The organism is Klebsiella sp. YJ (assembly GCF_002108615.1).
GTDB classification, from domain to species: Bacteria; Pseudomonadota; Gammaproteobacteria; order Enterobacterales; family Enterobacteriaceae; genus Klebsiella; species Klebsiella planticola.
This window is the reverse complement of the sequence record NZ_MTEG01000015.1, coordinates 69,046-94,500: the sequence shown is the minus strand read 5'-3', so window position 1 is coordinate 94,500 and position 25,455 is coordinate 69,046. Positions and strand designations below refer to the sequence as shown.

The 25,455-nt window shown below is 51.8% G+C and carries 21 protein-coding genes; 13 read left to right on the top strand and 8 right to left on the bottom strand.

Translation table 11 applies throughout. The features are described from left to right. Positions 1–678: 678 nt before the first annotated feature. The 5 genes from fecI to BV390_RS16885 all read left to right on the top strand — a co-directional run bounded on the left by fecI (position 679) and on the right by BV390_RS16885 (position 8,148). Positions 679–1,197, top strand: a complete 519-nt coding sequence (fecI, locus tag BV390_RS16905; RefSeq protein ID WP_085397127.1) for a ferric citrate uptake sigma factor FecI — start codon at positions 679–681, stop codon at positions 1,195–1,197. Next, the gene (gene fecR / locus BV390_RS16900) at positions 1,194–2,141 is read left to right on the top strand and encodes a ferric citrate uptake sigma factor regulator FecR (RefSeq protein ID WP_032688291.1); all 948 of its coding nucleotides are present in this window, start codon (positions 1,194–1,196) and stop codon (positions 2,139–2,141) included. Before fecI ends, fecR begins: the two co-directional genes overlap by 4 nt. Before the next feature lie 95 nt (positions 2,142–2,236). Then, entirely contained in the window at positions 2,237–4,567 is a 2,331-nt protein-coding gene (fecA, locus tag BV390_RS16895) for a TonB-dependent Fe(3+) dicitrate receptor FecA (RefSeq protein WP_032700252.1), read from the top strand. A 526-nt stretch (positions 4,568–5,093) separates the two neighbouring features. Then, complete coding sequence (locus tag BV390_RS16890; RefSeq protein ID WP_032688293.1) at positions 5,094–6,281, top strand: HD-GYP domain-containing protein; 1,188 nt, start codon at positions 5,094–5,096, stop codon at positions 6,279–6,281. An 82-nt stretch (positions 6,282–6,363) separates the two neighbouring features. Then, positions 6,364–8,148, top strand: coding sequence for a sensor domain-containing diguanylate cyclase (locus tag BV390_RS16885; protein WP_032688294.1), 1,785 nt, complete (start codon positions 6,364–6,366; stop codon positions 8,146–8,148). 26 nt (positions 8,149–8,174) lie between these two features. On the opposite strand, the gene BV390_RS16880 is transcribed toward BV390_RS16885, so the two are convergent. Next, complete coding sequence (locus BV390_RS16880) at positions 8,175–8,783, bottom strand: histidine phosphatase family protein (protein WP_032688362.1); 609 nt, start codon at positions 8,781–8,783, stop codon at positions 8,175–8,177. A gap of 253 nt (positions 8,784–9,036) precedes the next feature. Here BV390_RS16880 and BV390_RS16875 point away from each other — a divergent pair, with 253 nt between their 5' ends. The 5 genes from BV390_RS16875 (at position 9,037) to BV390_RS16855 (ending at position 13,294) form a co-directional block, all read left to right on the top strand. After that, positions 9,037–9,282, top strand: coding sequence for a YmjA family protein (locus tag BV390_RS16875; RefSeq protein WP_032688295.1), 246 nt, complete (start codon positions 9,037–9,039; stop codon positions 9,280–9,282). Between the two features lie 186 nt (positions 9,283–9,468). Beyond that, positions 9,469–9,945 carry a cold-shock protein gene (locus BV390_RS16870; protein ID WP_004860714.1) on the top strand — a complete coding sequence of 159 codons (477 nt, stop codon included), beginning with the start codon at positions 9,469–9,471 and terminating at the stop codon, positions 9,943–9,945. 299 nt (positions 9,946–10,244) lie between these two features. Beyond that, positions 10,245–11,000 carry an SDR family oxidoreductase gene (locus BV390_RS16865; RefSeq protein ID WP_032700256.1) on the top strand — a complete coding sequence of 252 codons (756 nt, stop codon included), beginning with the start codon at positions 10,245–10,247 and terminating at the stop codon, positions 10,998–11,000. Positions 11,001–11,251: 251 nt separating this feature from the next. Next, on the top strand, positions 11,252–12,235 hold the full coding sequence (locus BV390_RS16860; RefSeq protein ID WP_085397126.1) for a DUF1852 domain-containing protein: 984 nt from the start codon (positions 11,252–11,254) through the stop codon (positions 12,233–12,235). Positions 12,236–12,262: 27 nt separating this feature from the next. After that, positions 12,263–13,294: a methionine synthase gene (locus tag BV390_RS16855; protein WP_032688297.1), complete on the top strand. Its 1,032-nt coding sequence runs from the start codon at positions 12,263–12,265 to the stop codon at positions 13,292–13,294. Positions 13,295–13,482: 188 nt separating this feature from the next. Here the strand turns inward: BV390_RS16855 and BV390_RS16850 are convergent, their stop codons facing one another. The 3 genes from BV390_RS16850 to gcvA form a co-directional block, all read right to left on the bottom strand. Further along, positions 13,483–13,959 (bottom strand): GNAT family N-acetyltransferase, encoded by a 477-nt coding sequence (locus tag BV390_RS16850; protein ID WP_032688298.1) that lies wholly within the window; start codon positions 13,957–13,959, stop codon positions 13,483–13,485. A 107-nt stretch (positions 13,960–14,066) separates the two neighbouring features. Continuing rightward, positions 14,067–14,606, bottom strand: coding sequence for a DUF2058 domain-containing protein (locus tag BV390_RS16845; protein WP_032695761.1), 540 nt, complete (start codon positions 14,604–14,606; stop codon positions 14,067–14,069). A gap of 598 nt (positions 14,607–15,204) precedes the next feature. Then, positions 15,205–16,104: a transcriptional regulator GcvA gene (gene gcvA, locus BV390_RS16840; RefSeq protein WP_032700258.1), complete on the bottom strand. Its 900-nt coding sequence runs from the start codon at positions 16,102–16,104 to the stop codon at positions 15,205–15,207. Positions 16,105–16,255: 151 nt separating this feature from the next. Between gcvA and BV390_RS16835 the strand changes: the two genes are divergently transcribed. Beyond that, positions 16,256–17,170: a DMT family transporter gene (locus BV390_RS16835; protein ID WP_046852748.1), complete on the top strand. Its 915-nt coding sequence runs from the start codon at positions 16,256–16,258 to the stop codon at positions 17,168–17,170. Positions 17,171–17,533: 363 nt separating this feature from the next. Here the strand turns inward: BV390_RS16835 and BV390_RS16830 are convergent, their stop codons facing one another. Both BV390_RS16830 and BV390_RS16825 read right to left on the bottom strand, forming a co-directional pair. Continuing rightward, the gene (locus BV390_RS16830) at positions 17,534–19,078 is read right to left on the bottom strand and encodes a sensor domain-containing diguanylate cyclase (protein ID WP_032700262.1); all 1,545 of its coding nucleotides are present in this window, start codon (positions 19,076–19,078) and stop codon (positions 17,534–17,536) included. A gap of 517 nt (positions 19,079–19,595) precedes the next feature. After that, positions 19,596–20,234 (bottom strand): LysE family translocator, encoded by a 639-nt coding sequence (locus tag BV390_RS16825; protein ID WP_032700264.1) that lies wholly within the window; start codon positions 20,232–20,234, stop codon positions 19,596–19,598. Between the two features lie 505 nt (positions 20,235–20,739). Between BV390_RS16825 and BV390_RS30730 the strand changes: the two genes are divergently transcribed. Then, positions 20,740–21,021, top strand: a complete 282-nt coding sequence (locus BV390_RS30730) for a hypothetical protein (protein ID WP_132467797.1) — start codon at positions 20,740–20,742, stop codon at positions 21,019–21,021. A 530-nt stretch (positions 21,022–21,551) separates the two neighbouring features. After that, positions 21,552–22,778 (top strand): MFS transporter, encoded by a 1,227-nt coding sequence (locus BV390_RS16815; protein ID WP_032688303.1) that lies wholly within the window; start codon positions 21,552–21,554, stop codon positions 22,776–22,778. Positions 22,779–22,959: 181 nt separating this feature from the next. Here the strand turns inward: BV390_RS16815 and BV390_RS16810 are convergent, their stop codons facing one another. Both BV390_RS16810 and icd read right to left on the bottom strand, forming a co-directional pair. Further along, positions 22,960–23,763 carry an MBL fold metallo-hydrolase gene (locus BV390_RS16810; RefSeq protein ID WP_032700269.1) on the bottom strand — a complete coding sequence of 268 codons (804 nt, stop codon included), beginning with the start codon at positions 23,761–23,763 and terminating at the stop codon, positions 22,960–22,962. 369 nt (positions 23,764–24,132) lie between these two features. Further along, positions 24,133–25,383 carry an NADP-dependent isocitrate dehydrogenase gene (icd, locus tag BV390_RS16805; RefSeq protein ID WP_032695751.1) on the bottom strand — a complete coding sequence of 417 codons (1,251 nt, stop codon included), beginning with the start codon at positions 25,381–25,383 and terminating at the stop codon, positions 24,133–24,135. Positions 25,384–25,455: the final 72 nt, after the last annotated feature.

Genomic DNA, 25,455 nt, shown 5'->3' with positions numbered 1-25,455 from the left:
ATTCACTCCGGCAAGTAAAAAACATCCCCGCGGTGAAAAAAGCATAATACCCTCACAGTTGTAACAGAATGTAAAATAAAAAAGAAGATCTCATTACAAATATTTACTATGGCAACCCTTTTCTCGCTAATTATTTCGATTCGCTGATTGCACATTATTAAATCAATTTGTACTTTTCAGTATCATATTGCTTCGCAACCCCTGCTGTCACTGGCCGGCGACATCCTCCCGCCCTCTCATCCTGCGCGCGGCGGCGCGGAGGTAAAAAGTATAAACGTCGCTAAGAATCACGGCAATCAATATAACGCTTCTCCATATATCAGAGTCATAACCTATGAAATAGCATGCAACGTATCTTTTCATTCCTTTTCTATATATCAAATAAGAATCACCTTATTTTATAAATCCGCGCAATATCTGGCGCCTTCAGAAAATAAATCGCACATCATTCGTTTGTAACGAACAATTATCATTTTTTATCCCCCAATCTTCGCCGATCAGCCGCCCGTAACGCAGGCCTGAGAGCGGATACCGTGAAATCAACAACATTTCCCAATCGCAACAGTCACTTATTGAAATTATTGTTCGCGCGGCCCATTTTTGCGCCGCCTTTTAATTGTAATGATAACCATTCTCATATTAACATATCACTATTGATAACCTGTTCTGAATCTGCTCATGTCTCAGCTTTCCGCCGCCACACCGTTCACGTTCGCCTCTCTGTATCAGGCCCATCACGGCTGGCTGACAACCTGGTTAACCGGCAAGCTGCAATCCGCCTTTGACGCCGATGATGTCACTCAGGATACCTTTCTGCGCGTCATGGGCAGCGAATCTCTGCCCGCTATCCGCGATCCTAAGTCCTTCCTGTGCACCATCGCCCGACGGGTGATGATCGATCTGTTTCGCCGTAACGCGCTGGAACGCGCGTGGCTGGAGATGCTTGCCCAGCTTCCGCAGGCCATGGTCCCTTCGCCGGAACTACAGCACATTCAGCTGGAGACGCTGCAGCAGGTCGATGCCATGCTGGATGGCCTGAGCCGCAAAGCCCGCGCGGCCTTTTTATTTTCGCAACTGGAGGGGCTGACGTATGCCGAGATTGCCGAACGCCTGATGGTCTCGGTCAGCTCAGTGAAAAAATATGTCGCCAGGGCAACTGAGCACTGCCTGCTTTTTCGCCTGGAGAATGGCCTGTGAGTTCCGCATTAACCGAATCCCGTCGCCTGGCCCTGCGTTCCGCATCGCGCTGGTACGCGGTATTAAGCGATGGTCGCGTCAACCCACAGCAAGAGGCCCGCTGGCAACAGTGGTATGAACAAAACCGCGATCACCAGTGGGCGTGGCAGCAGGTCGAAAACCTGCGCCAGCAGATGGGACAACTTCCCGGCCCCCTTGCCAGCCGGACGCTCAACGACAGTCGCCTGACGCGTCGCCAGGTACTGAAAGGGCTGATGCTGCTGGTCGCCGCCGGCGGCGGCTGGCAAATGTGGACCAGTGAACTGGCGGAAGGATTGCGCGCCGATTACCGCACGGCAAAAGGTCTGCCGCTGCGGCAAACCCTCAACGACGGCACTCTGCTGACGCTCAATACCGACAGCGCCGCCGATGTGCGCTTTGATGATCGCCTGCGCCTGGTTCGCCTGCGCTACGGCGAAATTGCCGTTACTACCGCCCGTGACCGCCGACAGCGACCGTTTCGCGTCCAGACCCGAGATGGTTTACTTACCGCGCTGGGCACCGAATTTACCCTCCGCCAGTTTCCCCGTGACACGCGCCTGACGGTGCAACAGCACGCTGTCGAGGCGGTGCTGTCAGGCGGACAGCGCAAGATTGTCCACGCCGGCGAGAGTCTGTGGTTTACCCACGACACCTTCTCCCACCTTCAGCCGCTGAATGGCAGCGACGTAAGCTGGACACAGGGCGTCCTCAGTTTCCGCGATCGTCCCCTGCATGAGGTGCTCGCCACACTCTCCCGCTATCGCCCGGGGATCTTGCGCTGCGATCCCGCCGTCGCCGGTTTACGTCTGAGCGGCACCTTTCCACTGGGCGACACTGATGCGATTTTGCGCATCATCGCGCAGACCCTACCGGTAAAACTGCAGTTTGCCACCCGCTACTGGGTCACTGTCGTCGCGGCCTGAGAAAAAAACAAAAAATTAGCCTTCTCCATTGTCCCTTTTCACCTGCTCGTTCGACTTAACAGGTGATGACAACCAAAAACGATTGTGGAGAACACATGACGCCTTTACGCGTATTACGCAAACCGATGCCTCTGGTGATGGCAATCCGTTTAAGCCTGCTGCCTCTCGCGGGGCTGGTCGCGGCCCCCACATTGGCGGCAACGCAGTTTGACATTGCCGCCGGGGATTTAGACAGCGCCCTGAACCAATATGCCGCCCGCAGCGGTATTACGCTCTCGGCGGACGCCGGCCTGACTCGCGGAAAACACAGCGATGGCCTGCACGGCAGCTATGAGGTGGAAGACGGTCTGCAAACGCTGCTCGACGGTAGCGGGCTGCAGCTGAAGTCTCTGGGCAATCAGGCCTGGACGCTGGAGCCGGCGCCTGCGAATACGGAATCCACGCTGACGGTGGTCGGCGACTGGCTTGGCGACGCCCGGGAAAACGATGTTTTTGAACATGCTGGCGCCCGCGATGTTATCCGCCGCGATGATTTTGCTAAAACCGGCGCCACCACCATGCGCGAAGTCCTGAATCGCATTCCCGGCGTCAATGCGCCGGAAAATACCGGTACCGGCAGCCACGATCTGGCGATGAACTTTGGCATCCGGGGGCTGAACCCACGCCTCGCCAGCCGTTCTACGGTACTGATGGACGGTATTCCGGTACCTTTCGCCCCCTACGGTCAACCTCAGCTATCGCTGGCGCCGGTATCGCTGGGCAACATGGATGCTGTAGATGTGGTTCGCGGCGCAGGCGCCGTGCGCTACGGACCGCAAAACGTGGGCGGCGTAGTGAACTTTGTCACCCGGGCCATCCCGCAGGATTTTGGCATAGCGGGCGGCGTGGAAGGTCAGCTCAGCCCGACCTCCTCGCAGAACAATCCCAAAGAGACCCACAACCTGATGCTGGGGGGGACTGCCGATAACGGACTGGGGGCTGCCCTGCTCTATTCCGGTACCCGCGGCAGCGACTGGCGTGAACATAGCGCCACGCGCATCGATGACGTGATGCTGAAAGGCAAATATGCGCCAAACGCGGTGCACACGTTCAACAGCTTGCTGCAATACTACGATGGTGAAGCCGATATGCCCGGCGGCCTGTCCCGCGCCGATTATGCTGCCGATCGCTGGCAGTCCACCCGCTTAAAAGATCGCTTCTGGGGACGACGTCAGCTTGCCAGCCTCGGCTATCAGTTCCAGCCGGATGCACAGCACAAGTTCAACATTCAGGGCTTCTATACCCATACGCTGCGCAGCGGTTATCTGGAGCAAGGGAAGCGCACCACGCTTTCCCCGCGTGAATACTGGGTGCGCGGTATCGAACCGCGCTACAGCCAGAGCTTTATGCTTGGCGCTTCCGCTCATGAAGTCGGCGTCGGCTATCGCTACGTGAATGAATCCACGCACGAGATGCGCTACTACACCCCCACCATCAGCGGCAAGTTGCCCGACACCGCCAGTCCGTACGACCGCGATACCCGCTCTGGCACCGAGGCTCACGCCTGGTATATCGACGATCGTATTGATATCGGCAACTGGACGGTCACGCCGGGCATGCGTTTCGAACATATTGAGTCTTACCAGGATGACAGTCTGAAAGGCACCCGTCAGCAGGTCAGCTATAACGCCCCGCTGCCGGCGCTTAACGTACTTTATCATCTCACCGACAGCTGGAATCTTTATGCCAACACAGAAGGATCGTTCGGTACCGTACAGTACAGCCAAATTGGCAAGGCTGTGCAAAGCGGCAATGTGGAACCGGAAAAAGCCCGTACCTGGGAAGTCGGTACTCGCTACGACAACGGCGCGCTGAGCGCGGAAATGGGACTCTTCCTGATTAACTTCAATAATCAGTACGACTCCAACCAGACCAACGATACCGTCACCGCTCGCGGTAAAACGCGCCACAGCGGACTGGAGACGCAGACGCGTTACGACCTTGGCGATCTCAATCCGCAGCTGGAAAATCTGTCGGTCTATGCCAGCTATGCCTATGTCAACGCCGTCATTCGTGAGAAAGGCGATACCTACGGTAACCAGGTGCCTTTCTCACCCAGACATAAAGGTACGCTTGGCGTGGACTACAAACCGGGTAACTGGACGTTCAACCTCAATAGCGATTTTCAGTCCAGTCAGTTTGCAGACAATGCCAACACCGTGGCGGAGAGCGCTGACGGCAGCAACGGCCGCATTCCGGGCTACATGCTGTGGGGCGCCCGCGTCGCCTATGATTTTGGCCCGCAAATGGCCAATCTCAACCTGGCATTCGGCGTGAAAAACATTTTCGACCATGAGTACTACACCCGCTCATACGACGATAACAACAAAGGCATCTATGTCGGCCAGCCGCGGACCTTGTATCTGCAAGGTGCCATGACATTCTGATGACGACCTGGGGGTGAGCAAAAGGTTGTGCGGGTATTCCGTCACCGTCCCGCCATAGGGCGGTGACGGTGACGTTTTAGCACGCCTTTCAGCCTTGATGCCGACGTTTGGCGCTGTAAAGGCGTCTCGCCCCCGACAACTCGCGAGGAAACTGCGTCTCCGTCAGCGGCGGCCGGCAAGCGTTCATCACCCCATCACGCATCTTGTTCTAAAATTCGTTTTGCCGACGATCGAATCAGATATGTATCATCCCGGCAGCGAGATAACGCAAGTGGCTCACGACAATGTATTTTCTTTTTATGAGCAAAATGATTAACTGACGTCTGTTAAAAACTTTTTCACGCTTTTATGCGTCTTTGTCGCCATGCATTTCGGGCTTGAGTATTGCTATAAATGAAATTATTTCGGGATTTACTCGCCGATCATTTCGCCACGTACTGGCGTCTCTACCCTCTGCTGGCGTTATCTGGATACAGACCACCGGAATGAGCCGATATTATCCCAATCACGCGGATGGAGAAAAACGATGCGTCTCGCCTTAAAATCAGCATTGATGCTAACCACGCGCGTTATACAGATAATCAACCCGGAACTTCAGTTGCATATGCAACGCACGGCGCTAATTGCTCTCGAGCTCGCGTTAGCTCTGGAACTGCCGCGGTCGCAGCAGCAGACCATATTTTGCGCCGCACTGCTTCACGATATTGGCGTGCTCGGGGATAAGCGAATCGTCACTTCGCTGAATGACATTGATAATATCGAAGACCCCCACCAGCATCGGGGCGCCGAGATGCTCGGCGGCTTACCCACCTTTGCGCCTGTTTTGCCTGTTATTCGCCATCACCACTTTAACCCGGCGTATAAAGGTAACCTCGAAGAGCATATCGTTTTTTTTGCCGATGCTTTTGAACGTCTGCTCTCCAGCGGAAATATCACCACAGATCATCACCCCGACATTATCATCGACACCTTTCGCACATCGCATCATGAGATTGATCCGATGCTCTGTGACACCGTCTGCCAGCTCGCGCAAAAAGAGCATTTCTGGCTGCATCTTCATCCCGGACATATCCAAAGGATGCTGGAGATCATCGGCCCGATTAACGAGCTGTACATCGATATCGACGGGCTGAAAGATATTTGTTTGTTAATTGCCAAAATTGTCGATACCTACAGCAGCTTCACCGCCAGTCACAGTATTATGGTCGGCGAAATATCCTGCCTGCTGGCAACCTATATGCATCTGCCGGAAGAGGAGTGTAAAAAAATCGAGATTGCCGGCTATTTGCACGATATTGGTAAAATTAATATCCCGTTGGATATCCTGGAAAAGCAAAGCGAACTCACGCCTGATGAACTGCGTCAGGTGCGAGAGCATAGCTATATGACCGGTGAAATTCTCAGCGCCTTTAGTGAACTCGGTGAAATCATTAACTGGGCGGCCAACCACCATGAAAAACTCGATGGCAGCGGCTATCCGCTGCATCTGAATCAGGATTATCTGCAACTCCCTGACCGTATCATCGCCATTGCCGATATTTTTACCGCCCTGACCGAAGATCGTCCCTATCGCGTTGCCATGCGTTATCAGGATGCATTACAGCTGATAGAGAACGATGTTATAAATGGCGCCCTGGATAAAGATGTTTTTTGTACGTTATGCCAGCATGCCGACACGCTACATAGCACGATTATTCGGAAAAAACGCGACTAACCCTCTGCCCGCAAATGGGCAGAAGCGGGTTCTATAATTAGACGTAACGTCATTTGTTCATCTGCATGCAAGGAAAATTCGGGTGAGAATCGCCACCATGACCAACTGGGCCTACGGGATCACCGTTTGCCTGACCATCACTTCCGGTATTGCCATGCTGATGGCGTCCAACGCGGAGACCGCCGAACGCCAGGTCGTACAACAGCGGCAGATCTTCGACCAGCTAACCGAAACGGTTGAAACCGAGAGCTGGGAATTATCCGACCTCGCTCGCGCTTACGTCATTAACAAAAACCCGGATGTGTTACAGGAATACCGCCAGCAGGCCCGTTCGCTGACGACGATAGAGCACCGGCTGGAAAAGCTGAAAGATCGGGGAGCGACGCCGCAGGAGCTGATGTTGCTGCGCGAGGGGCTGCAGATAGCGGATGAGCTGCAGGATGAACAGCAGGCCGCGCTTGCCAGTATTGAACGTGGAGCAGACAGCGAGGCGCTCACCCTGCTCTACGGCAAGCCTTATGAACAGGAGCTGGAACGGGTACAGACCCAGATCGATCACTTCCGCCTTATGCTGGAAGGCCGGGCCGCCAGCGCCATTGCGCAAGCCACGGAAAAATCGCACACCTGGCGTACGTTATCAGAAATAATGGTCGCGCTGACGGCGCTGATGTTCCTGTTTGTCCTCGGATTTATCCTGCAACGGCGGGTATTGTACCCGGTTGTTCGTTTAAGTGATGTGGTACAACGTCTTGCCTCACAGGATTATGCCGTCGAAGCCCCCCAGTTCACGCAGATCGATGAGATTGGCGATATGGCCCAGGCGATCCGTATTTTCCGCGAAAATGGCCTGGCGCGTCAGCGTCTTGAGCAAGAGCGGGATGCCGACTGGGCGATTCGGGAACTGCTGGCGCGCATGACGCAGCGTCTGCAGGGCTGCGAATCTTTTGACGATGTTATCAAGGTCGCCGAGCTCTTCGCTCCGAATATCGCCCCCGCAATTCCCGGGCGCCTGTATGTTCTCGAAACCAATCCCTGGCAGTTGCGCTGTGTGGCTCAATGGCTCTCGCCGCCGGATGAACCCGAGGTCTTTTATCCTGACAACTGCTGGGCCGTGCGCCGTGGATTAAGCCATCCGCCGGTCAATGGTGAGCCTGACATCGCCTGCACCCACCTGCCCGACGCCTGCATTCATCAATCGCTTTGCGTGCCGCTGGTTGCGCAAGGAGAAGCGATCGGCCTGCTCTCCTTCAGGAATGTCACCCCCGCCACCGCCCCTTCTCGCGCCTATCTGGAGCTGATGGCCGAAGCGCTGGGTCTGGCGCTGGCAAACCAGCGTCTGCGCAGCGCGCTGCTGGAGAAAGCGCTGTTTGATTCGCTGACCGGGCTGCGTAACCGTCATCATCTGGATGATGCCCTGCATACGCAAATCAATCTCGCGGTGCAAAACCATGCTCCGCTGAGCTGCCTGATGATCGATATCGATCACTTCAAAACGATTAACGATCGGTATGGTCATGAAGCCGGCGATCTGGTGATCAAGAGCGTGGCGGTCATTGTCCAACGCGCGGTACGCGACAAAGGCATGGCTTTTCGCTACGGCGGCGAGGAGTTTCTGGTGCTACTTGCCGGCGCCAATGAAGAGACGGCCCGGGCCTGCGCAGAGGAGATTTACGACAGTGTCCGCAGCCTGACCCTGCGCGATGGTCTCACCGAGATTGGCCAGGTGGATGTCTCAATCGGCATTGCCAGTTTCCCGCAGCATACCCAGAGCGACAGTCTGCTGCGAGCCGCGGATGCCGCACTTTACCGGGCCAAAGAGCAGGGGCGCTCCCGGATAGTCAGTTTCGGCATGCTGAAATCCGACTAAACGCCATACGGGGATAAGCTGTCTGCTTATCCCCGCAACAGCAAATGGGTGGCTATCCCCCATTTCACCAGCGATAACCGACCTTCCGCGCGCTCCAGAACCGAGTAGCTGCCATTCAGATGCGCATAGCGGGGAAAGTTCTCCGCACCATGGCCGTCAAGCGTAGAGATAACCGCCTGCATGACCTGGCCATGAGAAACCACGCACACGCACCGGTCCCCCGCCTCACCGGCTTCAAGCAGCGCCGCTGTTGTTCTGGCGACGGCAGCGGCCAGCGACTCGCCGTGCGGTGGCGTCACGTGCGGATCGCCGGAGTAGATCGCATCGAACAACCTCCGCTGCTCGTCGTTGAGCTGCGAGTAGACCGTTCCCTCTAATGGCCCGAAGCCCCGTTCAATGAGCCGCGCGTCAAAACGGATAGGACAGGCAAAATGGGCCGCGATCGGCGTGGCCGCCGCGACGGCGCGACCTGCGGGAGAAGAGACCACCCGATCGATTTTCTCACCGTCAAGCGCGCGGATCAGCGCCGCAATTTGTCTATGCCCGCGCGCGGTTACCGGGCTATCAAGGTGCCCCTGCAGGCGGTTAACGCCATTCCATTCAGTTTCACCATGTCTTACGAGCAATATTTTCATTAGCAGCATCGGGTTACCCGTTATCGGGCAACATTACCATCCGTCGGGAATAAAAAGAAAGCGATGCCCGGCCCGGCTTTCCCTGACGCGCACTCCGTGACGGTCAGAGCACCCGGCAGGACAGAAAATCAGACCGCTGCACTCAGGACGTTGTTCGCGTTCTGCTATCCACAACGCGGATGGCAGATAAAATGAAATAAGGATGATATGATCTTCGGCAAATGATACCGGCATTAACCTAAGGGCCTACTTAATGAATAATGAAATACCGCTAAAGTATTATGACATCGCCGATGAGTACGCGACGGAATGCGCAAAGCCGGTCAGTGAATCAGAACGCGAACCTCTGGCGCACTATTTTCAACTGCTGCTCACTCGTCTCATGAACAACGAGGAGATCAGCGAAGAGGCCCAGGCAGACATGGCGCGCGAAGCCGGTCTCCCCGCGGATCGTATCGATGAGATCGCGATGTTCCTTAATCAGTGGGGCAATGAGTAGCCTCAGCAGGGCTCTCTGGCCAGGATAAACGGGCGTGTTGTTATTCTGACGCACGCTATTCCCCCTCGCATAGCCAAAATTTATCGTCCAGACTGAAAGCAAAGGCGTGGTCTGCGCAGGCATTGTGCATTACACTGCGCGCTGCAAAAATTGAGTTAATACACGATTAAGTAGGTGGTAACGGCGATGAACGGAACAATCACAACCTGGTTTAAAGATAAAGGTTTTGGATTTATCAAAGATGAAAACGGCGATAACCGCTATTTTCATGTGATTAAGGTCGCCAATCCTGATCTGATTAAGAAAGATGCGGCGGTGACCTTCGAACCCACCACCAATAACAAGGGTTTGTCAGCTTATGCGGTGAAAGTGGTGCCGGAAAGCAAATACATCTATATCGCCGGCGAGCGCCTGAAGCTCACGTCGATCAAATCCTACCTGGTCTACAGCGAAGAAGTGCCTGCCGATACCCGCATTGATAAAGAAAATGCGGTGCTGTCCGTGGGGATCCTGATGAGCAGCATCAAGCCGAAATCCGACGTTAAGCCCGGTGACATGCGCTCGCTGAAAAAACTGGCGATCACCACTTTTCAGGGAACGACATTGATCTTCTCAGAAGATGAGATTGACATTGATGCCACGGTGAAACTGCTTAAAGTCTGATTGCCTTCTGACCGCCCCTGGGCCGACATTCTGCCGCTTTCTGCCGCAGCCTGGCGGCCCTTCAAACCGCTCTCCATACGCCTTCTCTTGCCGCCGGTTCTGCGACTGCATTGCAATATGGCGGCCATAATGCAAGCCCTGTGCGGTGTCCATTGGGGCCGACCTCCGGTTAACACAGCGTGGGGATGTGTTCATTGATGCCATGATTGGCCGAATGGCACAAATGGAAAGATGCCGCTCCCGCCTCCTGTGCACAATCACTTCCGTGTCCATGCTTGTCACTCACCAGGAGTCAGTTGATGTTGAGAGGTAAAAGAGCCGTTATTACGGGCGGAGGCAGCGGATTTGGGCAGGCGCTGGCCGTCTGGCTGACCCGCGAAGGGGTCAGCGTCGATTACTGCGCCCGGCGCCCGGCGGATATCCAGGAAACCAGCACTCTGATCGCGGCGGAGGGCGGGACGGCGCAAGGATACCTGTGTGATTTAGCGCAACCGGCATCCATTGCGCAGTTTTCCGCGCAGCTATTACAGTCTGAGACGCCGGTGGATATTCTTATTCTTAATGCGGCGCAATGGTTATCCGGCAATTTAGACGATCGCTCGCCCCCGGAGATCGTCGATACCCTTCATTCCGGGTTAACAAGTTCGGTGTTGTTAGTTCAGGCGTTATTACCGGCATTAAGACGCTCGGAGCAGGCGGATATTGTATCCATGATCTCCGCCTGCGGTATCCCGCACTTTACCGATTCAATCGCGCATCCTGCTTTCTTCGCCAGCAAGCATGGTCTGAGCGGGTTTACCCAGACGCTCTCGCACCAGCTGGCGGCTGAAAACATCCGCGTCACCGGGCTGTATCCGCCGGATTTTGAACTGAGCGGTTTAGACGAACATGTCGACGATAGCGTCAAAATGGGCGAACGCCTGCTGAACGGGCGATCGGTCTGGGAAACCATTCGCTTTGTCCTCACTCAGCCCCGCAGCTGTCATATCAGCACCCTCTATTTTCAGGGGCCTACACGGGAAGATCTCGCGCGCAAGAGCCGCCTGCGCGAATAAGTACAACGTTCGACGCAGGACACTCCGCCAGCCTTGGCGCAGTGAGGCTGCTCTTCGACCATGAAGATGACTCATGTTGTAATGAAATTATGTCGCTTTCACTCATCCAGGGACTCTGGCATAAAATATGTTCTATTAATCAGAGACAATATGATGATTACTGAATGACATAACCAGATAAAAAGAAAGGATATGCTGGGATTCAGGGAATACATTCAGTTTTCATATCAGACTTAGGGTGCACCATCGCGATGAATAAAGATTTTACTTTTACGATTAAGCGTAGTTGTTTTGACGCGCATTATAACCCCGCTGAAAATACGCGAATTACAACCAATTTCGCGAATTTGGCCAGAGGGGAAAACCGCGAGGACAACTTACGTAACACGCTGACGATGATTGACAATCGTTTTAATGCGCTGGCGTACTGGGATAACCCACAAGGCGATCGTTATTCTGTCGAACTTGAAATTATTTCAGTTGAAATGACACTCAATGACCAGCACCGCAGCGGCAGCTTTCCGGTCATTGAGATCTTAAAAACAAACATTCTCGATAAAAAAACGCACGAACGTATTGACGGCCTCGCCGGGAATAATTTCTCCTCTTACGTACGCGATTATGATTTTAGCGTGCGGTTGTTAGAGCATAACAAACAGCAATCCGCATTTAGCATCCCGGATGATTTTGGTGAGTTACATGGCAATATCTTTAAACACTTCGTTAGTTCTACTGTATACCAGCAGAACTTTAACAAACCGCCGGTAATCTGCCTCAGCGTATCGAGCAAAGACACCTATCAGCGGACGGGAAATCAGCATCCGGTATTGGGTATCGAATATCAGCAAAATGGCTCGTCGTTGACTGAACAATATTTTTCCCGGATGGGATTAAAGGTTCGCTATTTTATGCCGCAGAATAGCGTTGCACCGTTAGCGTTTTATTTTTCTGGGGAACTGCTTAGTGATTACACTAATCTTGAGCTTATCAGTACCATCAGTACGATGGAGACATTCCAGAAAATTTACCGGCCTGAAATTTACAATGCCAATGCCGCCGCAGGGCAATATTATCAACCGAACCTGAATCACCAGGATCATTCATTAACCAAAATTGTTTATGATCGGGAAGAGCGCAGCCAGCTGGCGATCGAGCAGGGAAAATTTACTGAAGAGCATTTCATCAAGCCTTACCAGAATATTCTTGAGAAATGGTCTGCTGGCTACGCGCTTTAATTCACCGAACATACAAGGCTTTCTATTATGAAAAAATTATTACCCACCTCGACGGCTGGCAGCTTACCTAAACCTTCCTGGCTGGCAGAGCCTGAGAAACTATGGTCGCCCTGGAAATTACACGATCAGGAATTAATTGAAGGGAAAAAAGATGCGCTAAGCCTGTCCCTGTATGATCAGCTACGCGCAGGAATTGACATTGTCAGCGATGGCGAGCAAACGCGCCAACACTTTGTCACCACCTTTATTGAGCATCTCAGCGGCGTGGATTTTGAGAAGCGCGAAGTGGTGAAAATTCGCAATCGCTATGAGGCGAGCGTGCCGACGGTCGTGGGTGAAGTGGCGCGTCAGAAGCCGGTTTTCGTTGAAGATGCCCGTTTTTTACGTCAGCTGACCCGACAACCTATTAAATGGGCCCTGCCAGGGCCGATGACGATGATCGATACCCTCTATGATAACCACTATAAAAGCCGTGAAAAGCTGGCCTGGGAATTTGCCAAAATTCTCAATCAGGAAGCGAAAGAATTAGAGGCGGCGGGTGTCGATATTATCCAGTTTGATGAGCCGGCATTTAATGTCTTTTTTGATGAGGTGAATGACTGGGGGATCGCTGCGTTAGAAAGAGCGATTGAAGGACTAAAATGTGAAACGGCGGTACATATCTGCTATGGATATGGCATCAAAGCCAATACTGACTGGAAAAAGACGCTGGGGTCAGAGTGGCGCCAGTATGAAGAGGCGTTCCCAAGGCTGCAAACATCGAATATCGATATCATCTCGCTGGAGTGTCATAACTCGCGTGTCCCCATGGACCTGCTTGAGCTGATTCGCGGCAAAAAGGTGATGGTGGGCGCGATTGACGTGGCAACCAATGCTATTGAGACCCCGGAAGAGGTCGCCGGTACGCTACGTAAAGCGCTTGAGTTTGTCGATGCCGATAAGCTTTATCCTTCGACCAACTGCGGGATGGCGCCCCTCTCTCGTCAGGTCGCCAGAGGCAAGCTCAATGCGTTAAGTGCAGGCGCAGAGATCGTCCGCAAGGAGCTGCTGGCGAAATAACGTCAGCGGAGTCAGCGCGCTGAAAGAGAAGTCCGGGTCAGGCGTTCGGATCGCTATCCAGAACCCTGGCCGGACCGAACAGCGCGCAGCAGGACCGAACATAAAGCCTGAAGCCCCGCGCGTTCATCTCCCCTTTCACCGCCGTGCGGCCCGTCGGAATACGTGACTTTTGTCTGCCTCCACGAGCATTAATCGGATAACGTCCTGCTCATATTGATTCCCGTCACCCAAAAGCCGGCAGACTCGTAGACGTGGCGGGCTCGTTGGTTATCTCCGGCCACGCGAAGTCGAATCTGTTCAATCCCCTGCTCTCGCATCTCCCGCTCAAAAGCGCGTAGCGCCTGCGTGCCCAGCCCCTGCCCCTGGCAGGCGTTGAAGATATAAAAATCAAAGATGAACACGGTTTGCGTGGCGGTATCGGGTTTGTACCAGAGGTAACCGACGTGCTCGTCGCAATGGTCTGCCTGGTTAAAGAGACACAGCAAAACCTGCCCGGGCGTATTCACCCCCTCAGGAAGATCCTCTGCGATTTCACGCTTCGCTCTTGCCAGCGAATCCTCCGCGCTAAGCCGATAGTTGGCGGCAATTTCACGCGCGTAATCCGCAATAAAGTATTCCAGATATGCCGGGTATTCTTCTTCGCCCATCGGGCGGAGCATAATCATTGATTCATCCTTTGATAGGGAGCGACATTTTTCGCAGCGAGACGATGCATTCATCCCTTTCAGCGACGCGGCCATTCATAGGCACAGATGACGAACGGCAAGGCCAGCTACCACATTAAATCATCAGGCACTTTGAAATCAGCATACGGATCGTCTTCATCCTGCTCTTCCTGGCTGAGCGCGCTGTGTAACACAATGCTGTCCGCATCGCGCTGCGCAATTTTATCCGCGACGTTAGCCGGAATAATCGCGTATACGCTCTCGCCGCTGCTGTCTGTCACCAAACGCGCGATCGCGAGACGGCCGCTAATCAGTTGAGCCTGAATCAGCTTATCGACAAAAATTTTTTTAATGAGATTGTTGTCGGTAAAGTTAAAGCCAATGTCGCCTTTTGCCGGAACAATCCGGTTCATTTCAATCAGCTGCTTGACCTGAGCTTTATATTCTTTGGCTAAAGCGGCCTGCTTTTGCTGTTCGCCCAGCAGCTTATCGCGTTCGAGCTGCGCTTTTTTGTTTTCTTCCACCGCCTCTCGCGCTTCACGCGCCTGTACCCGTGATTTTTTGGCCGTTCTTTGCACTTTAGCGACCTTTTTGCTGGTCACTAACCCGGCTTTCAGGAGCTGCTCTTGTAAGGTGAGTTTTGTCATTTCGTCTCTGAACCCGTTGAGAAATTTCTGCGATTATAGCGGGAATGTTGGCGGCTATACCAGGACTGCATCGCCGGAAGGCGGCCTGGTTTATGGAAGACGCCGCCCTTACAGGTAGAGGGAACCATAGCGGCTATGGGCGAAAATAGACATTGGATATAAGTGAGCAGGAGTTCTCCTGAATGTTTTCAGCGCCCGTTATTATCATTCTGGATTCATTTCGTATGCAGATTTCTCACCAACGTTTATCTGCAAACAAAGTTCCTATTTCCCTCGGCCAGTTTTTAAGACTGACGGAGCCTGGCCTAGTATATGATCCGGTCATAATCAGCAATAACTGACAGAAGACCTGAACTATCAAGTTCACATATGTGTAATAACTTACCCCGACACATCGCGCGAAATATTTGAAAATCTACCATGGTATTTCTTCAGGATGACTGAAAATAATCATCTGGGCTTATGAGTTAGAAAAAGTAAACTCAGGAGAAAATCTAATTAGAGGGCGGGATCGCACAACTGATATAAATTAAACGATAGTTTAGTTTGCTAAACTAAAACAGAGAACGCCTGTCGGTGTTCTCTTTCTGAAGGCAGTTCAAGTGGGGTATTCATTTTTGTTAGCAGCTGCAGTGGCCGAGAGCCAGTCCCGAAACCGTCGGCTTATTCGCTGTAAAGTGGCCGATTCGTGATACACCAGGTAGTACGCTATCGGTGAATCAATGGCCATCCGCAGCGGATTGATAAGCGTCCCGTTTTTCAGTTCTTCCCGGATCAGCTCGTCACGGATAAGGGCTATACCTTTCCCTGCTAGCGCCGCCTCCAGTACGCCATTCGAATCGACAAAAACGGGACCTTTATCGGTATCGGCGCCAGCAATACCCACTGCATTAAACCAGAGAGCCCAGTCCATCCGGTGTTCATCATGCAACAGAGTATACCGGGTGATATCAAACGGCGAAGAGAGTGGTTGCTCCTGAGGGACAAGACTTGGGCTGCATACGGGCCTCAGCCGGTCGTTCAGAAGACATTCCGATTCCAGACCGGGATAATAGCCGGTGCCGTGTCTGACGGCAAAGTCGATCCCTTCTGACAATAAATCAACCCGCCGGTTAGTGGTGCTGATTTGCACCTCCACCCCGGGGTTCTCCTTTTCAAATTCTGGTAGTCGCGGCAGCAACCACTGGATCGCAAAACCGCTGGTGCAACTGATGGTAATTTTATTCGACTTCCCTTCATTCATCAGCCGCTGCGTCGCTTCTGCTATCTGACTGAACGCCGGGCGGATTGCACGCAGATAGATCCGGGCTTCATCGGTCAGTTCAAGACTTCGTGGACTCCGGATAAAAAGACGTATGTGTATCATGCCTTCCAGTTTTGCAATCTGCTGGCTGACCGCACTAGCGGTGACGCACAATTCTTCGGCCGCTTTTTTCATGCTTAAATGCCTGGCGGCCGACTCAAAGCACATAAGTGCATGTAAAGGAGGAAGTTTCATAATCTGCCTGAACCTATGCATTAGTTAAACTGAATTATAAAAGAAAAACTTGTTTGTGTGTTTGCTGACATGCCTTTAAGTTTTTTATGTTTAAGTTTTATTAACCAAGATTATATACGACATTTTTATTTTAATAGAAAGAGGAGTTAAAATGCGTGTGGCCGATTATATCCGATTATTACTTCTTGCCGCCATTTGGGGAGCTAGTTTTTTGTTCATGCGAATTGCCGCACCTGAATTTGGTGCGATAAACACTGCTTTTTTACGTGTTTTTTTTGGCTTTAGCGGGCTTGCAGTTATTTTATTCACCCTTAAATCTTCATTTAATTTTGAAGATAAGTTCAAATCTTCTATTATTTTAGGGGTAATTAATTCTGGCTTGCCTTTCTTAATGTATTGTCTTGCTGCAAGATGGTTGCCAGCCGGATATTCAGCTATTCTCAACGCAACTACACCATTAATGGGAGCATTGCTTGGATTTACTTTCTTCAGTGAAAAACTGACAACACGAAAATGGGGTGGTGTGTTACTTGGGTTGGTCGGGATAATAGTCATCACCAGCGTCGGAGAGTCTCGTTCTACGAATGAAACTATCGCTGGCGTTGTGGCATGCCTTGTGGCTACTGCATGCTATGGTATAGCTGGTTTTCTCACCCGTCGCTGGATCTCAAATAAAGGTGGGCTGGATCCAAAGACTGTCGCCTTCGGCAGCCAGATCGGCGCGACTTTATTTTTACTGCCTTTTTTTATCTGGAGTACCACAACCGGGCCGTCAGTTCACTGGCTGCAGGGAGATGTATGGGCGAGCATTCTCGCCGTCGGGATAGTTTGTACTGCTTTTGCTTATATTTTGTATTTCCGCCTGATCGCTGATATTGGTCCACTGCGCTCACTGACTGTCACCTTTCTGATCCCACCATTTGCGGTGCTGTGGAGCTATCTGGCGCTGGGTGAAACCATTAATGAAGGGTTTATTATCGGTGCGTTAATAGTGTGTATTTCTGTGTGGTTGGTTGTCAGTCCGGAAAAAATTCCGACAGATATAAAAAACAAAGCGGCAAAATAATACACTGGTTGATGACCAGGCAAGAATTACTCGAGCAGTTCAGCAACAGCTGCTCGTATCCGCCGTATCGGTTATCTCCTACCGGTAGTTGTTCCACATCTTAATTCTTTACAATAGCAGAATCCGCAGATTAGTCTTACCTGCGAACCTTTCAGCTGACAAAGCGGCTGAAAATTGAGAACGTAGATATCTGGATTTCCTTGTCCAGTCTGCCAGATAGCAATCTGGTAATGTGCCGTTGGGAAAATCGCACATTTTATTGTCTGAGAACCACTTTTGGTAAAATCCGGGCCGGCAAGCCTCTGTTCACAAAGCAAAACCGAACATTCACAATTTGAGCGCATTCACTTCTGACCATCATGGCTATTGGCTATGCCCACTGACCACGACTCTATTTCGTCCTTGTCGTTTAGCCTGATATAACGCGGAATCAGCTGCCATGAGGAGTCGCTCGTAGTCACCCTCATAATCTTTTAGCCCCGCGACACCGATCGAGACCGTAAGGTGCCCTGCCTCAGAGAACTCGGTAGCCGATATGACCTGGCGGATCCGCTCGGCTATCGCAGCAGACCCGGCGAGCGTGGTTTCCGTCAAAAGGATAACGAACTCCTCTCCACCAAAGCGGCTGATAACATCCTCTTTTCGGCATGTCAGTCTGAGTAAATCCGCCGTATGAACCAGCACGTCATCACCTGTACTGTGTCCGAACCGATCGTTAATGGCTTTAAAATGATCGATATCTACTGCAATCGCGCACTGATTTTTAAGGTTCTTGATATAAGTTAATTGCTCATAGAAACCACGCCGGTTATACAAACCCGTCAAAGGATCTGTCATCGCCTCATCACTGAGCGCTGCAAATTGGGCAGAGACTAAACGAAAACGTTTTTCCATCGCCTCTCTGAGTAAATAAGCTTCCTGGTACCAGGCCCTGATGGAAGAGAGTTTCTCTGGCGACGTGAGGCTGTCATTGGTCTGAACCAGCCGCGCAAGCTGCTCCAGTGGTTTTGCGATACGTGACGACAGAAAAGCCACCCCTGTCGTAATAAAGAACAGGATAGCCAGCACCAGTCCGGAAATTTTCTTCACCGTATTGAACAACATACTGGTGACAACCTCTGACGGCGTCGACACAATAATATTCCAGTTAGATTTCTTAAGACCCGCATAGCCAACCAAATAATCTCGTCCGGCAAAAGAACCGTTTAAGTTGTTGCTCATATACGTTTTCAATTGTGGCGTGAGATTGACGGGCGACCTGGTCATCGTGGGAGCAGTATTGAATATAACTTTGCCATCGCGATCGACAATAGTTACAGATACATTATCTTTATAAAAATGAAGGCTAATAATATCACTGAGCATACTCTGTTTTTTCAGATAAATACTTCCGCCGAGATAGCCCAGATAGTGGCCATCCGGCGAACGGAGTGGATGCGAGAGCATTATCATGTCATTTCCGGCAATCGACGTGAATGGACCAGAAATCAGCGGCTTTTGAACAGCCAGAGCATTTTGGCTTGCTGCGGAATGTACTCTGACGCCGGTCAGTGCGGGCAGGTAAGGTGAAGTGGCAATAATCGCAGCCTTAGCGTCAACAACCCCAACAGAGTTAAATACGGCTGACCGGAGTCGCAGACGCTCTACCTCATACCTGGCCACGGATGCATCGGTGCTATGTAATTCAGAAGCTGTCCAGGCTAATTCACGTTGGGCCATGGCCAGATATCGGTCTGTCGTATCAGCAATTTTCATCGCGTAGGCCAGGTTGCTCTCAAGGAGAGAATCCTCTATTTCTTTCTTTTGAAAGAAATAGATACCGCCAAGGAGAAGAAAAGTTGTCAGGATAACTCCCCCTGAATAGAGAGCGATAAGCAGGGAGAGGAGAAACGGTTTTTTTTGAAACATTTTTCACCTGTATTTCAGAACATCCTGGCGACCCGCCGTCAATTTCCCGCAGGAAAAGTATCTTACGTAGCCGGCGCAACCCACTATGGGCTTCCCTTCTGACAGGATTTTCATTGCTGCTGTTTTGCCTTCATAGACAACCTTCACGTGTCCATGTGGGGATGATAGCAAATACCTGAGCCGGTATTGCCACTACGCCTGTTTTAGCTTCATGCCCTTTTTGATAGTTGCGCTTTCCTGGTTGTCAGCCGGTGCTCTTCCGGCGTCACATTCTGCGTCGCTGTACCCGGTTTAATAAGTTCCAGCGTCACGGCATACGGCCAGGGTCAGCGGGCTATGTTCGGGAACGTTATCGCCCGGTAACCACGGTTTATCATGATGAGTCCAGCCCACTCCCCCCACAAAGCCGGGATATGCAATCTGAGGGGGTCAAGAAGATTAGTGCCCAGAGTAATCAGCGATAGCAAACAAAAATATCCATTTTAACGACTCCATGGGGGAATAAGGGAGCATAGGTTCAAATGTAAGGCTGCAGGGCGGAAATGATGAGGCCTGCAGCAAAACACATGAACAGCACTCCGCCGGTTTTATTGAGTTTACTGAAGAGATTACCGGAAGACATCTTCATCTTTACGGAGTGTGCGAAAAGCCCGTAAAGCGTGTGGATAACGATCACCAAAAGACAGAAAATACCCGATAGTATCGAAAACTGGGGGACAAATGGCTGCTGCGGGTTAATGAACTGCGGGAACAGCGCCATAAAGAAGACGATGGGTTTGGGATTTAGCAGAGAAATCAGCAGACCCTGGCGAAAGCTTTGACTGGCGGATGGCGCGACATCGGTTCCCGGTATGGCCGCGTTATTATTCATCGCACGGGGTAGTGAACGAAATAATTTGCTCCCGAGATAAATCAGGTAAGCGGCTCCGATGATTTTCACTGCCAGCAGGGCCAACCGGGACGTGGTAATGATCACCCCGACACTGCTGGCCGCGACGATCGATATCACCCCCATTCCTGCGGCCACACCGATGATTCCGGCCATGGCATGACGCAAGTTATAGTTCAGGGTGTTCGTCAGGGTGAATAAAACGCCCGGACCGGGGCTGGCGATGGTCAGGCTGGCAATAAGAATATAAAAAGCGATCTGTTGCATGAGGGGATATCCTGTCAGGTGCAGGGGCGCCTCTGCCCCCCCGGTAAGGTCAGCGGGAATTATCCCGATATGGTGAGTCGACAAATAAGGTGCTGTCTGACAGGCACTCACTGGCAGCGTAAATTTCCCACCGGCGCCAGACCCTCTTTTTCAGCCGCATTCATGATAAAAACACGGCAATTAATATACTAAAATTTACTCTATAGTAACATTTTATTTTTGTCATCAAATTTCATTAAAACCTTATACATCAATTAATTAAAATTAACATCATTCAAATTTTGCACCATTTGATGATATTTCAAGCACAAGAAGTGACAATTAAGTCTCTCTGTGGACCAAGCATGATAAATGACCCGAAGTTCATTCTCATATTTTATGTTATTGATTATTGCAATCTCCGAAAAAATCGCTGCATTTAAGCCTGGCAGACCGTTATTGCAGGAGGATATTCTGAATTTTTCTTTGCGGCCCGCGCAGTCGCGATCGCGCCAGCAATGAGGTCATGGCGCTGCAGGCACAGCGTTCTGCCGCTGCCGATTTGAGAACCGCTTTCAGGATGCTCGTAAACATCCGGCATTTTTCGTGCTTAAATGCGGTGGAGATCAACACGATCTCCCGCAGTATTTTACCATCCTCATTCAAGGCCTTACTGGACATACCGTGTAGGCTGAGACTGGAACGCATGGCAACGAAAATGACCGCGAAACCGGTTGGCTTCGGATACATTTTATTACTGCTGAACTTTATGGCATGGCCGCCACACGCTCTCAATGACTTTTTTTAAATTTAAAACCGACATCAGTAAACAATTTATCTATTTTATAATTAATAATAACATTATGTAATTAAGCTCATTGCACCAGAGAATGATAATTTTGCTTGCGGACGGTGCAGAAGCGCCATGAATAACAGGTCCCCCCCCTTTTTTTTATGGCACCTTTTTTGCTTTATTTATTACTCACGTCATGGAGAGGCAATACATATAGCGTCCTGAGTGAACGAATGACGAATGGAATCTTAAAAATGTATACAAGGAGCTTCGCGTTGAGAAAGACGCCCGCCTGCAACCGCTTCTCTTTGTTCTTCCCGGTCCACTCCATGAGACTTAGGCTCAGGAGCCGCCGCTTGATTACGGCGAGTTTTATTGTCAGTCAGTGAAAAATATCGATACATCACAGGAAGAAGTTGCGTCTTATGAACGCAATACCGCAGGGAAATGTCCCTCCCGGCATCAGCCTGGAATAGTTAACTCAGCGATTAACGGATGATGCTTGCGCTTGACTTCCGTTAAGTTTATCCCTCCAGGAGGGCATCATGCGATACATACCAGGCCGTATACCCGCTATCCTTGCGGTCAGTAATCTGTTTTTTACCTGTGCTGTCTCTGTTGACCTGACCATTGCCACCCTGGTGGGTTATCAGCTGGCCCCGTCTGATGAACTGGCCACCGTTCCATTTGCGCTCATCACTGTTGCCGGCGCGTTCTCGAGTCTGTTTGCTGCCGGCATGATCGGGCGGGGAAACGAAAAACTCGCGTTTATGCTGGGGTCTGTATGCGGTACAGCGGGCGGATTATTGTCTTTTCTCGCTGTGCTGAAGGGCAGTTTTTTACTTTTTTGCACCGGCTGCTTTCTTGTGGGGGTCTATCAGGCTTTCAGCCAGTACTATCGCCTGGTTGCCGCCGATCACTCCCCGCCGGAAGTGAAGGGGCAGTCTATCTCTCTGGTCATGATTGGCGGTGTTGTGGCGGCAATCCTCGGGCCACTGTTGACGATTATTGCACGGGATGTTCCCGGGCTACCTCGCTTTGCCGGTGTTTATCTCGTGGTGGCGGCACTGGGTATTATGTCGGCACTTAATCTGGCGCTGTTCTTCGGCCGATCAAAAAAATATCCCTCTGCTCCGGACACCGCGGCTCCCCCGGTACGGTCACCGACCAGCCGGGAGCTAATGAAACGTCCGGATTATCGTACTGCCTGGTTTCACCTGGTCGTTGGCTCGTTGGTGATGCTTTTTCTCATGACGGCGGCCCCTCTCTCCGTTACGCACCACCATTCAATGAATGATGGCGCCCTGGTCATTCAGCTGCATCTGCTGGGAATGTATGTCCCTTCACTGTTTACCGGTCTCCTGATACGAAAAGTGGGGATCACCGTGCTGTTATATGCCGGGATCGCTCTCAACATGTCAGCCATCATGGTTAACCTGACCGGGGAAACGATGCTGGCTTACGGCTTAAGTCTGCTTCTGGTGGGGGTCGGATGGAATTTTATGTTTGTGGGCGGTTCTACGCTGCTTAGTCTCTCTTATCGTGATCATGAGCGAAAAAAAGCGCAGGGTCTGGCCGAAACCAGCCGCTTTATTTTCTCCGCGATCGCCACATCAGGGGCGGGGGTGATGCTGGCATTGCTGGGCTGGAAACTGCTGGGCCTGATGATGTTACCTGTTTTACTGATATGTCTGGTATCCACCTGGCAGTATGGTCATGCTGTCAGGAAAGAACGCGCGACAGCGTCGCGGAGTGCTGAAGACGGTTCTTAAATCCGCTCGCGCCGCCCAAATGCAACATATTCGGCTGGCGGTCAGTTTCAGTGTAGGAGAGGCGCCACTTGCGCAAGCATGAGGTGAGCATTACGCGTGTTTAACAGGGCTGCTGATTTGATACACAGATGCTCCCTCCCGTAGACAGATGTGCCGGGATGACCGGCAAGACAGAAAGGTGCTATGCGTCAAAAAAGAGTGTATCCCCGCAGGAAAGGCGATATTTATCCTTAAGCCACAGTCTGCCCCATCGTCCCGTGCAGTGGCATCCCATGATTTTTTCAGGCTTTATTTCCCTGAGAAACTTCATAAGATTGATCAGTTTTAATGGCGACGCGGTACGCAGGTGCAGTCCGCCGATAACGGCATAAATATTCTCTTCCCGCGTAATATTCCGGCAATGGCGAATCGTGTTCTCCAGCCCGCGGTGACCGCATCCGGTAATAATGACCAGGCCACGGGAGGAGCGCCAGATAAGGGCCCCTTCATCAGGCACATAATCAAGTGCTCCGGTACGGACATCGGTAACACCATATGCAACGGGCTTTTCGACGGGAATTTCACCTGTCCAGGTAAAGCGTTTTCCCACTGCGTGCGGGCCTTTACTGAACAGCACATTTTCGCCGGTGAAATTAAGGTGCCGTGTAAGCTTTTTGACCGGTATTGCCTTACCGGGGACTCGTACACAGGCATATCTTTCCCGTACAACGTCAGGATGACAGATAATCCTGGTACCTGAATTGAGCCAGTTGACGCCGCCGATATGGTCATAGTGGCCGTGCGATAGCACCACCGCGCTCAGATTCGACAAAGGTTCATTCATCAGCCGGGCGTTGCGGATAAATGTTTCATCCGGGCCGGTATCAAACAGTATCCGGCTGTCTCCGTCATCCAGCAGAATACAGAGCCCCGCGCGGGGTTGCATACCGGGCACGGCCCGCGGGGAGAGATGGTTTTCAACCAACATTGTCATTTTTAGCATCAGGTCTTCGCTTCCCTGGGTTGGCTATCGTTTCAGGCCGGTTTAGCAGAAATGGTCATTTTAACTGCCTGAAAATAGTAATTTAGCCTAACACAATAGCCTGGCGACTGATCATGTCAGTGAACCGATCTGCGGCGGATTGATCGATCCGATCACGCCAACCATCCGCCAGCGACGTCGGCCTCCCTTAGTCAAGAGCACCCGGCAAGCCCTGCCCCCCGCTAAATGACCCGCTGGGTGTGTAAGTAAAACAAAGCCTTAAAACTGAAGCCTGGTAACCCTGTTTTGCTAAGATTTTGATAACCGTCAGAAAACAAATAATAAAAAACGGGAGCTCAGAGGCTCCCGTTCCTGTGTAACCCAGAGGCTGGATTACATGTTCGCGATGATTGCGTCGCCAAACTCGCTACATTTCAGCAGCTTAGCGCCTTCCATCAGACGTTCAAAGTCATAGGTCACGGTCTTGGCGGCGATAGCGCCTTCAGTGCCTTTAACGATCAGGTCTGCGGCTTCGAACCACTGCATGTGGCGCAGCATCATCTCAGCGGACAGAATGATAGAACCCGGGTTCACCTTATCCTGACCAGCATATTTCGGTGCTGTACCGTGGGTCGCTTCGAACAGCGCACATTCGTCACCGATGTTCGCGCCCGGTGCGATACCGATACCGCCAACCTGAGCTGCCAGAGCATCAGAGATGTAGTCGCCGTTCAGGTTCATACAGGCAATGACGTCATACTCCGCCGGACGCAGCAGGATCTGCTGCAGGAAGGCATCGGCGATCACGTCTTTGACAATGATCTCTTTACCGGTATTCGGGTTTTTAACCTTCTGCCACGGGCCGCCGTCGATCGGTTCACCGCCGAACTCTTCGCGAATCAGCTGGTAGCCCCAGTCTTTAAACGCGCCTTCGGTGAACTTCATGATGTTGCCTTTGTGTACCAGGGTCAGCGAATCGCGATCGTTGGTGATAGCGTATTCCATAGCCGCGCGAACCAGGCGTTTAGTACCTTCTTCAGAGCACGGCTTGATGCCGATACCGCAATGTTCCGGGAAGCGAATTTTCTTCACGCCCATCTCATCACGCAGGAATTTGATCACTTTTTCTGCTTCAGCAGAGTCCGCTTTCCACTCGATGCCCGCATAGATGTCTTCGGAGTTTTCACGGAAGATAACCATGTCGGTCAGCTCAGGGTGTTTAACCGGGCTCGGAGTACCCTGGTAGTAACGAACCGGGCGCAGGCAGACGTAGAGGTCCAGCTCCTGGCGCAGCGCAACGTTCAGAGAACGAATACCGCCGCCAACTGGCGTCGTCAGAGGGCCTTTGATAGCAACACGATAGTCACGAATCAGATCAAGAGTTTCGGCAGGCAGCCAGACGTCCTGGCCATACACCTGGGTCGATTTTTCGCCGGTGTAAATTTCCATCCAGGAAATTTTACGCTCGCCTTTATAGGCTTTCTCAACGGCGGCATCCACCACTTTCAGCATCGCCGGAGTCACGTCAACACCAATACCATCACCCTCGATAAACGGGATGATCGGGTTGTTAGGGACATTCAGTTTGCCATCTTGCAGGGTGATTTTTTGACCTTCCGCCGGAACTACTACTTTGCTTTCCATTAACCTCTCCTTCGAGCGCTTCTGGTTCTGCTCTTCCTTTTCACACTAACCGAGCGTTGGCTTTATCCGCCC

Excerpts from the sequence above, each read along its gene's own strand:
- BV390_RS30730 (WP_132467797.1), top strand. The coding sequence starts at position 20,740 with ATGGCGCTGCAGGCACAGCGTTCTGCCGCTGCCGATTTGAGAACCGCT.
- icd (WP_032695751.1), bottom strand. The coding sequence starts at position 25,383 with ATGGAAAGCAAAGTAGTAGTTCCGGCGGAAGGTCAAAAAATCACCCTG.
- BV390_RS16855 (WP_032688297.1), top strand. The coding sequence starts at position 12,263 with ATGAAAAAATTATTACCCACCTCGACGGCTGGCAGCTTACCTAAACCT.
- BV390_RS16835 (WP_046852748.1), top strand. The coding sequence starts at position 16,256 with ATGCGTGTGGCCGATTATATCCGATTATTACTTCTTGCCGCCATTTGG.
- BV390_RS16845 (WP_032695761.1), bottom strand. The coding sequence starts at position 14,606 with ATGACAAAACTCACCTTACAAGAGCAGCTCCTGAAAGCCGGGTTAGTG.
- BV390_RS16860 (WP_085397126.1), top strand. The coding sequence starts at position 11,252 with ATGAATAAAGATTTTACTTTTACGATTAAGCGTAGTTGTTTTGACGCG.
- fecA (WP_032700252.1), top strand. The coding sequence starts at position 2,237 with ATGACGCCTTTACGCGTATTACGCAAACCGATGCCTCTGGTGATGGCA.
- fecI (WP_085397127.1), top strand. The coding sequence starts at position 679 with ATGTCTCAGCTTTCCGCCGCCACACCGTTCACGTTCGCCTCTCTGTAT.
- BV390_RS16850 (WP_032688298.1), bottom strand. The coding sequence starts at position 13,959 with ATGATTATGCTCCGCCCGATGGGCGAAGAAGAATACCCGGCATATCTG.
- BV390_RS16870 (WP_004860714.1), top strand. The coding sequence starts at position 9,469 with ATGAACGGAACAATCACAACCTGGTTTAAAGATAAAGGTTTTGGATTT.
- BV390_RS16880 (WP_032688362.1), bottom strand. The coding sequence starts at position 8,783 with ATGAAAATATTGCTCGTAAGACATGGTGAAACTGAATGGAATGGCGTT.
- BV390_RS16865 (WP_032700256.1), top strand. The coding sequence starts at position 10,245 with ATGTTGAGAGGTAAAAGAGCCGTTATTACGGGCGGAGGCAGCGGATTT.
- BV390_RS16815 (WP_032688303.1), top strand. The coding sequence starts at position 21,552 with ATGCGATACATACCAGGCCGTATACCCGCTATCCTTGCGGTCAGTAAT.
- gcvA (WP_032700258.1), bottom strand. The coding sequence starts at position 16,104 with ATGAAACTTCCTCCTTTACATGCACTTATGTGCTTTGAGTCGGCCGCC.
- BV390_RS16830 (WP_032700262.1), bottom strand. The coding sequence starts at position 19,078 with ATGTTTCAAAAAAAACCGTTTCTCCTCTCCCTGCTTATCGCTCTCTAT.
- BV390_RS16875 (WP_032688295.1), top strand. The coding sequence starts at position 9,037 with ATGAATAATGAAATACCGCTAAAGTATTATGACATCGCCGATGAGTAC.
- BV390_RS16825 (WP_032700264.1), bottom strand. The coding sequence starts at position 20,234 with ATGCAACAGATCGCTTTTTATATTCTTATTGCCAGCCTGACCATCGCC.
- BV390_RS16890 (WP_032688293.1), top strand. The coding sequence starts at position 5,094 with ATGCGTCTCGCCTTAAAATCAGCATTGATGCTAACCACGCGCGTTATA.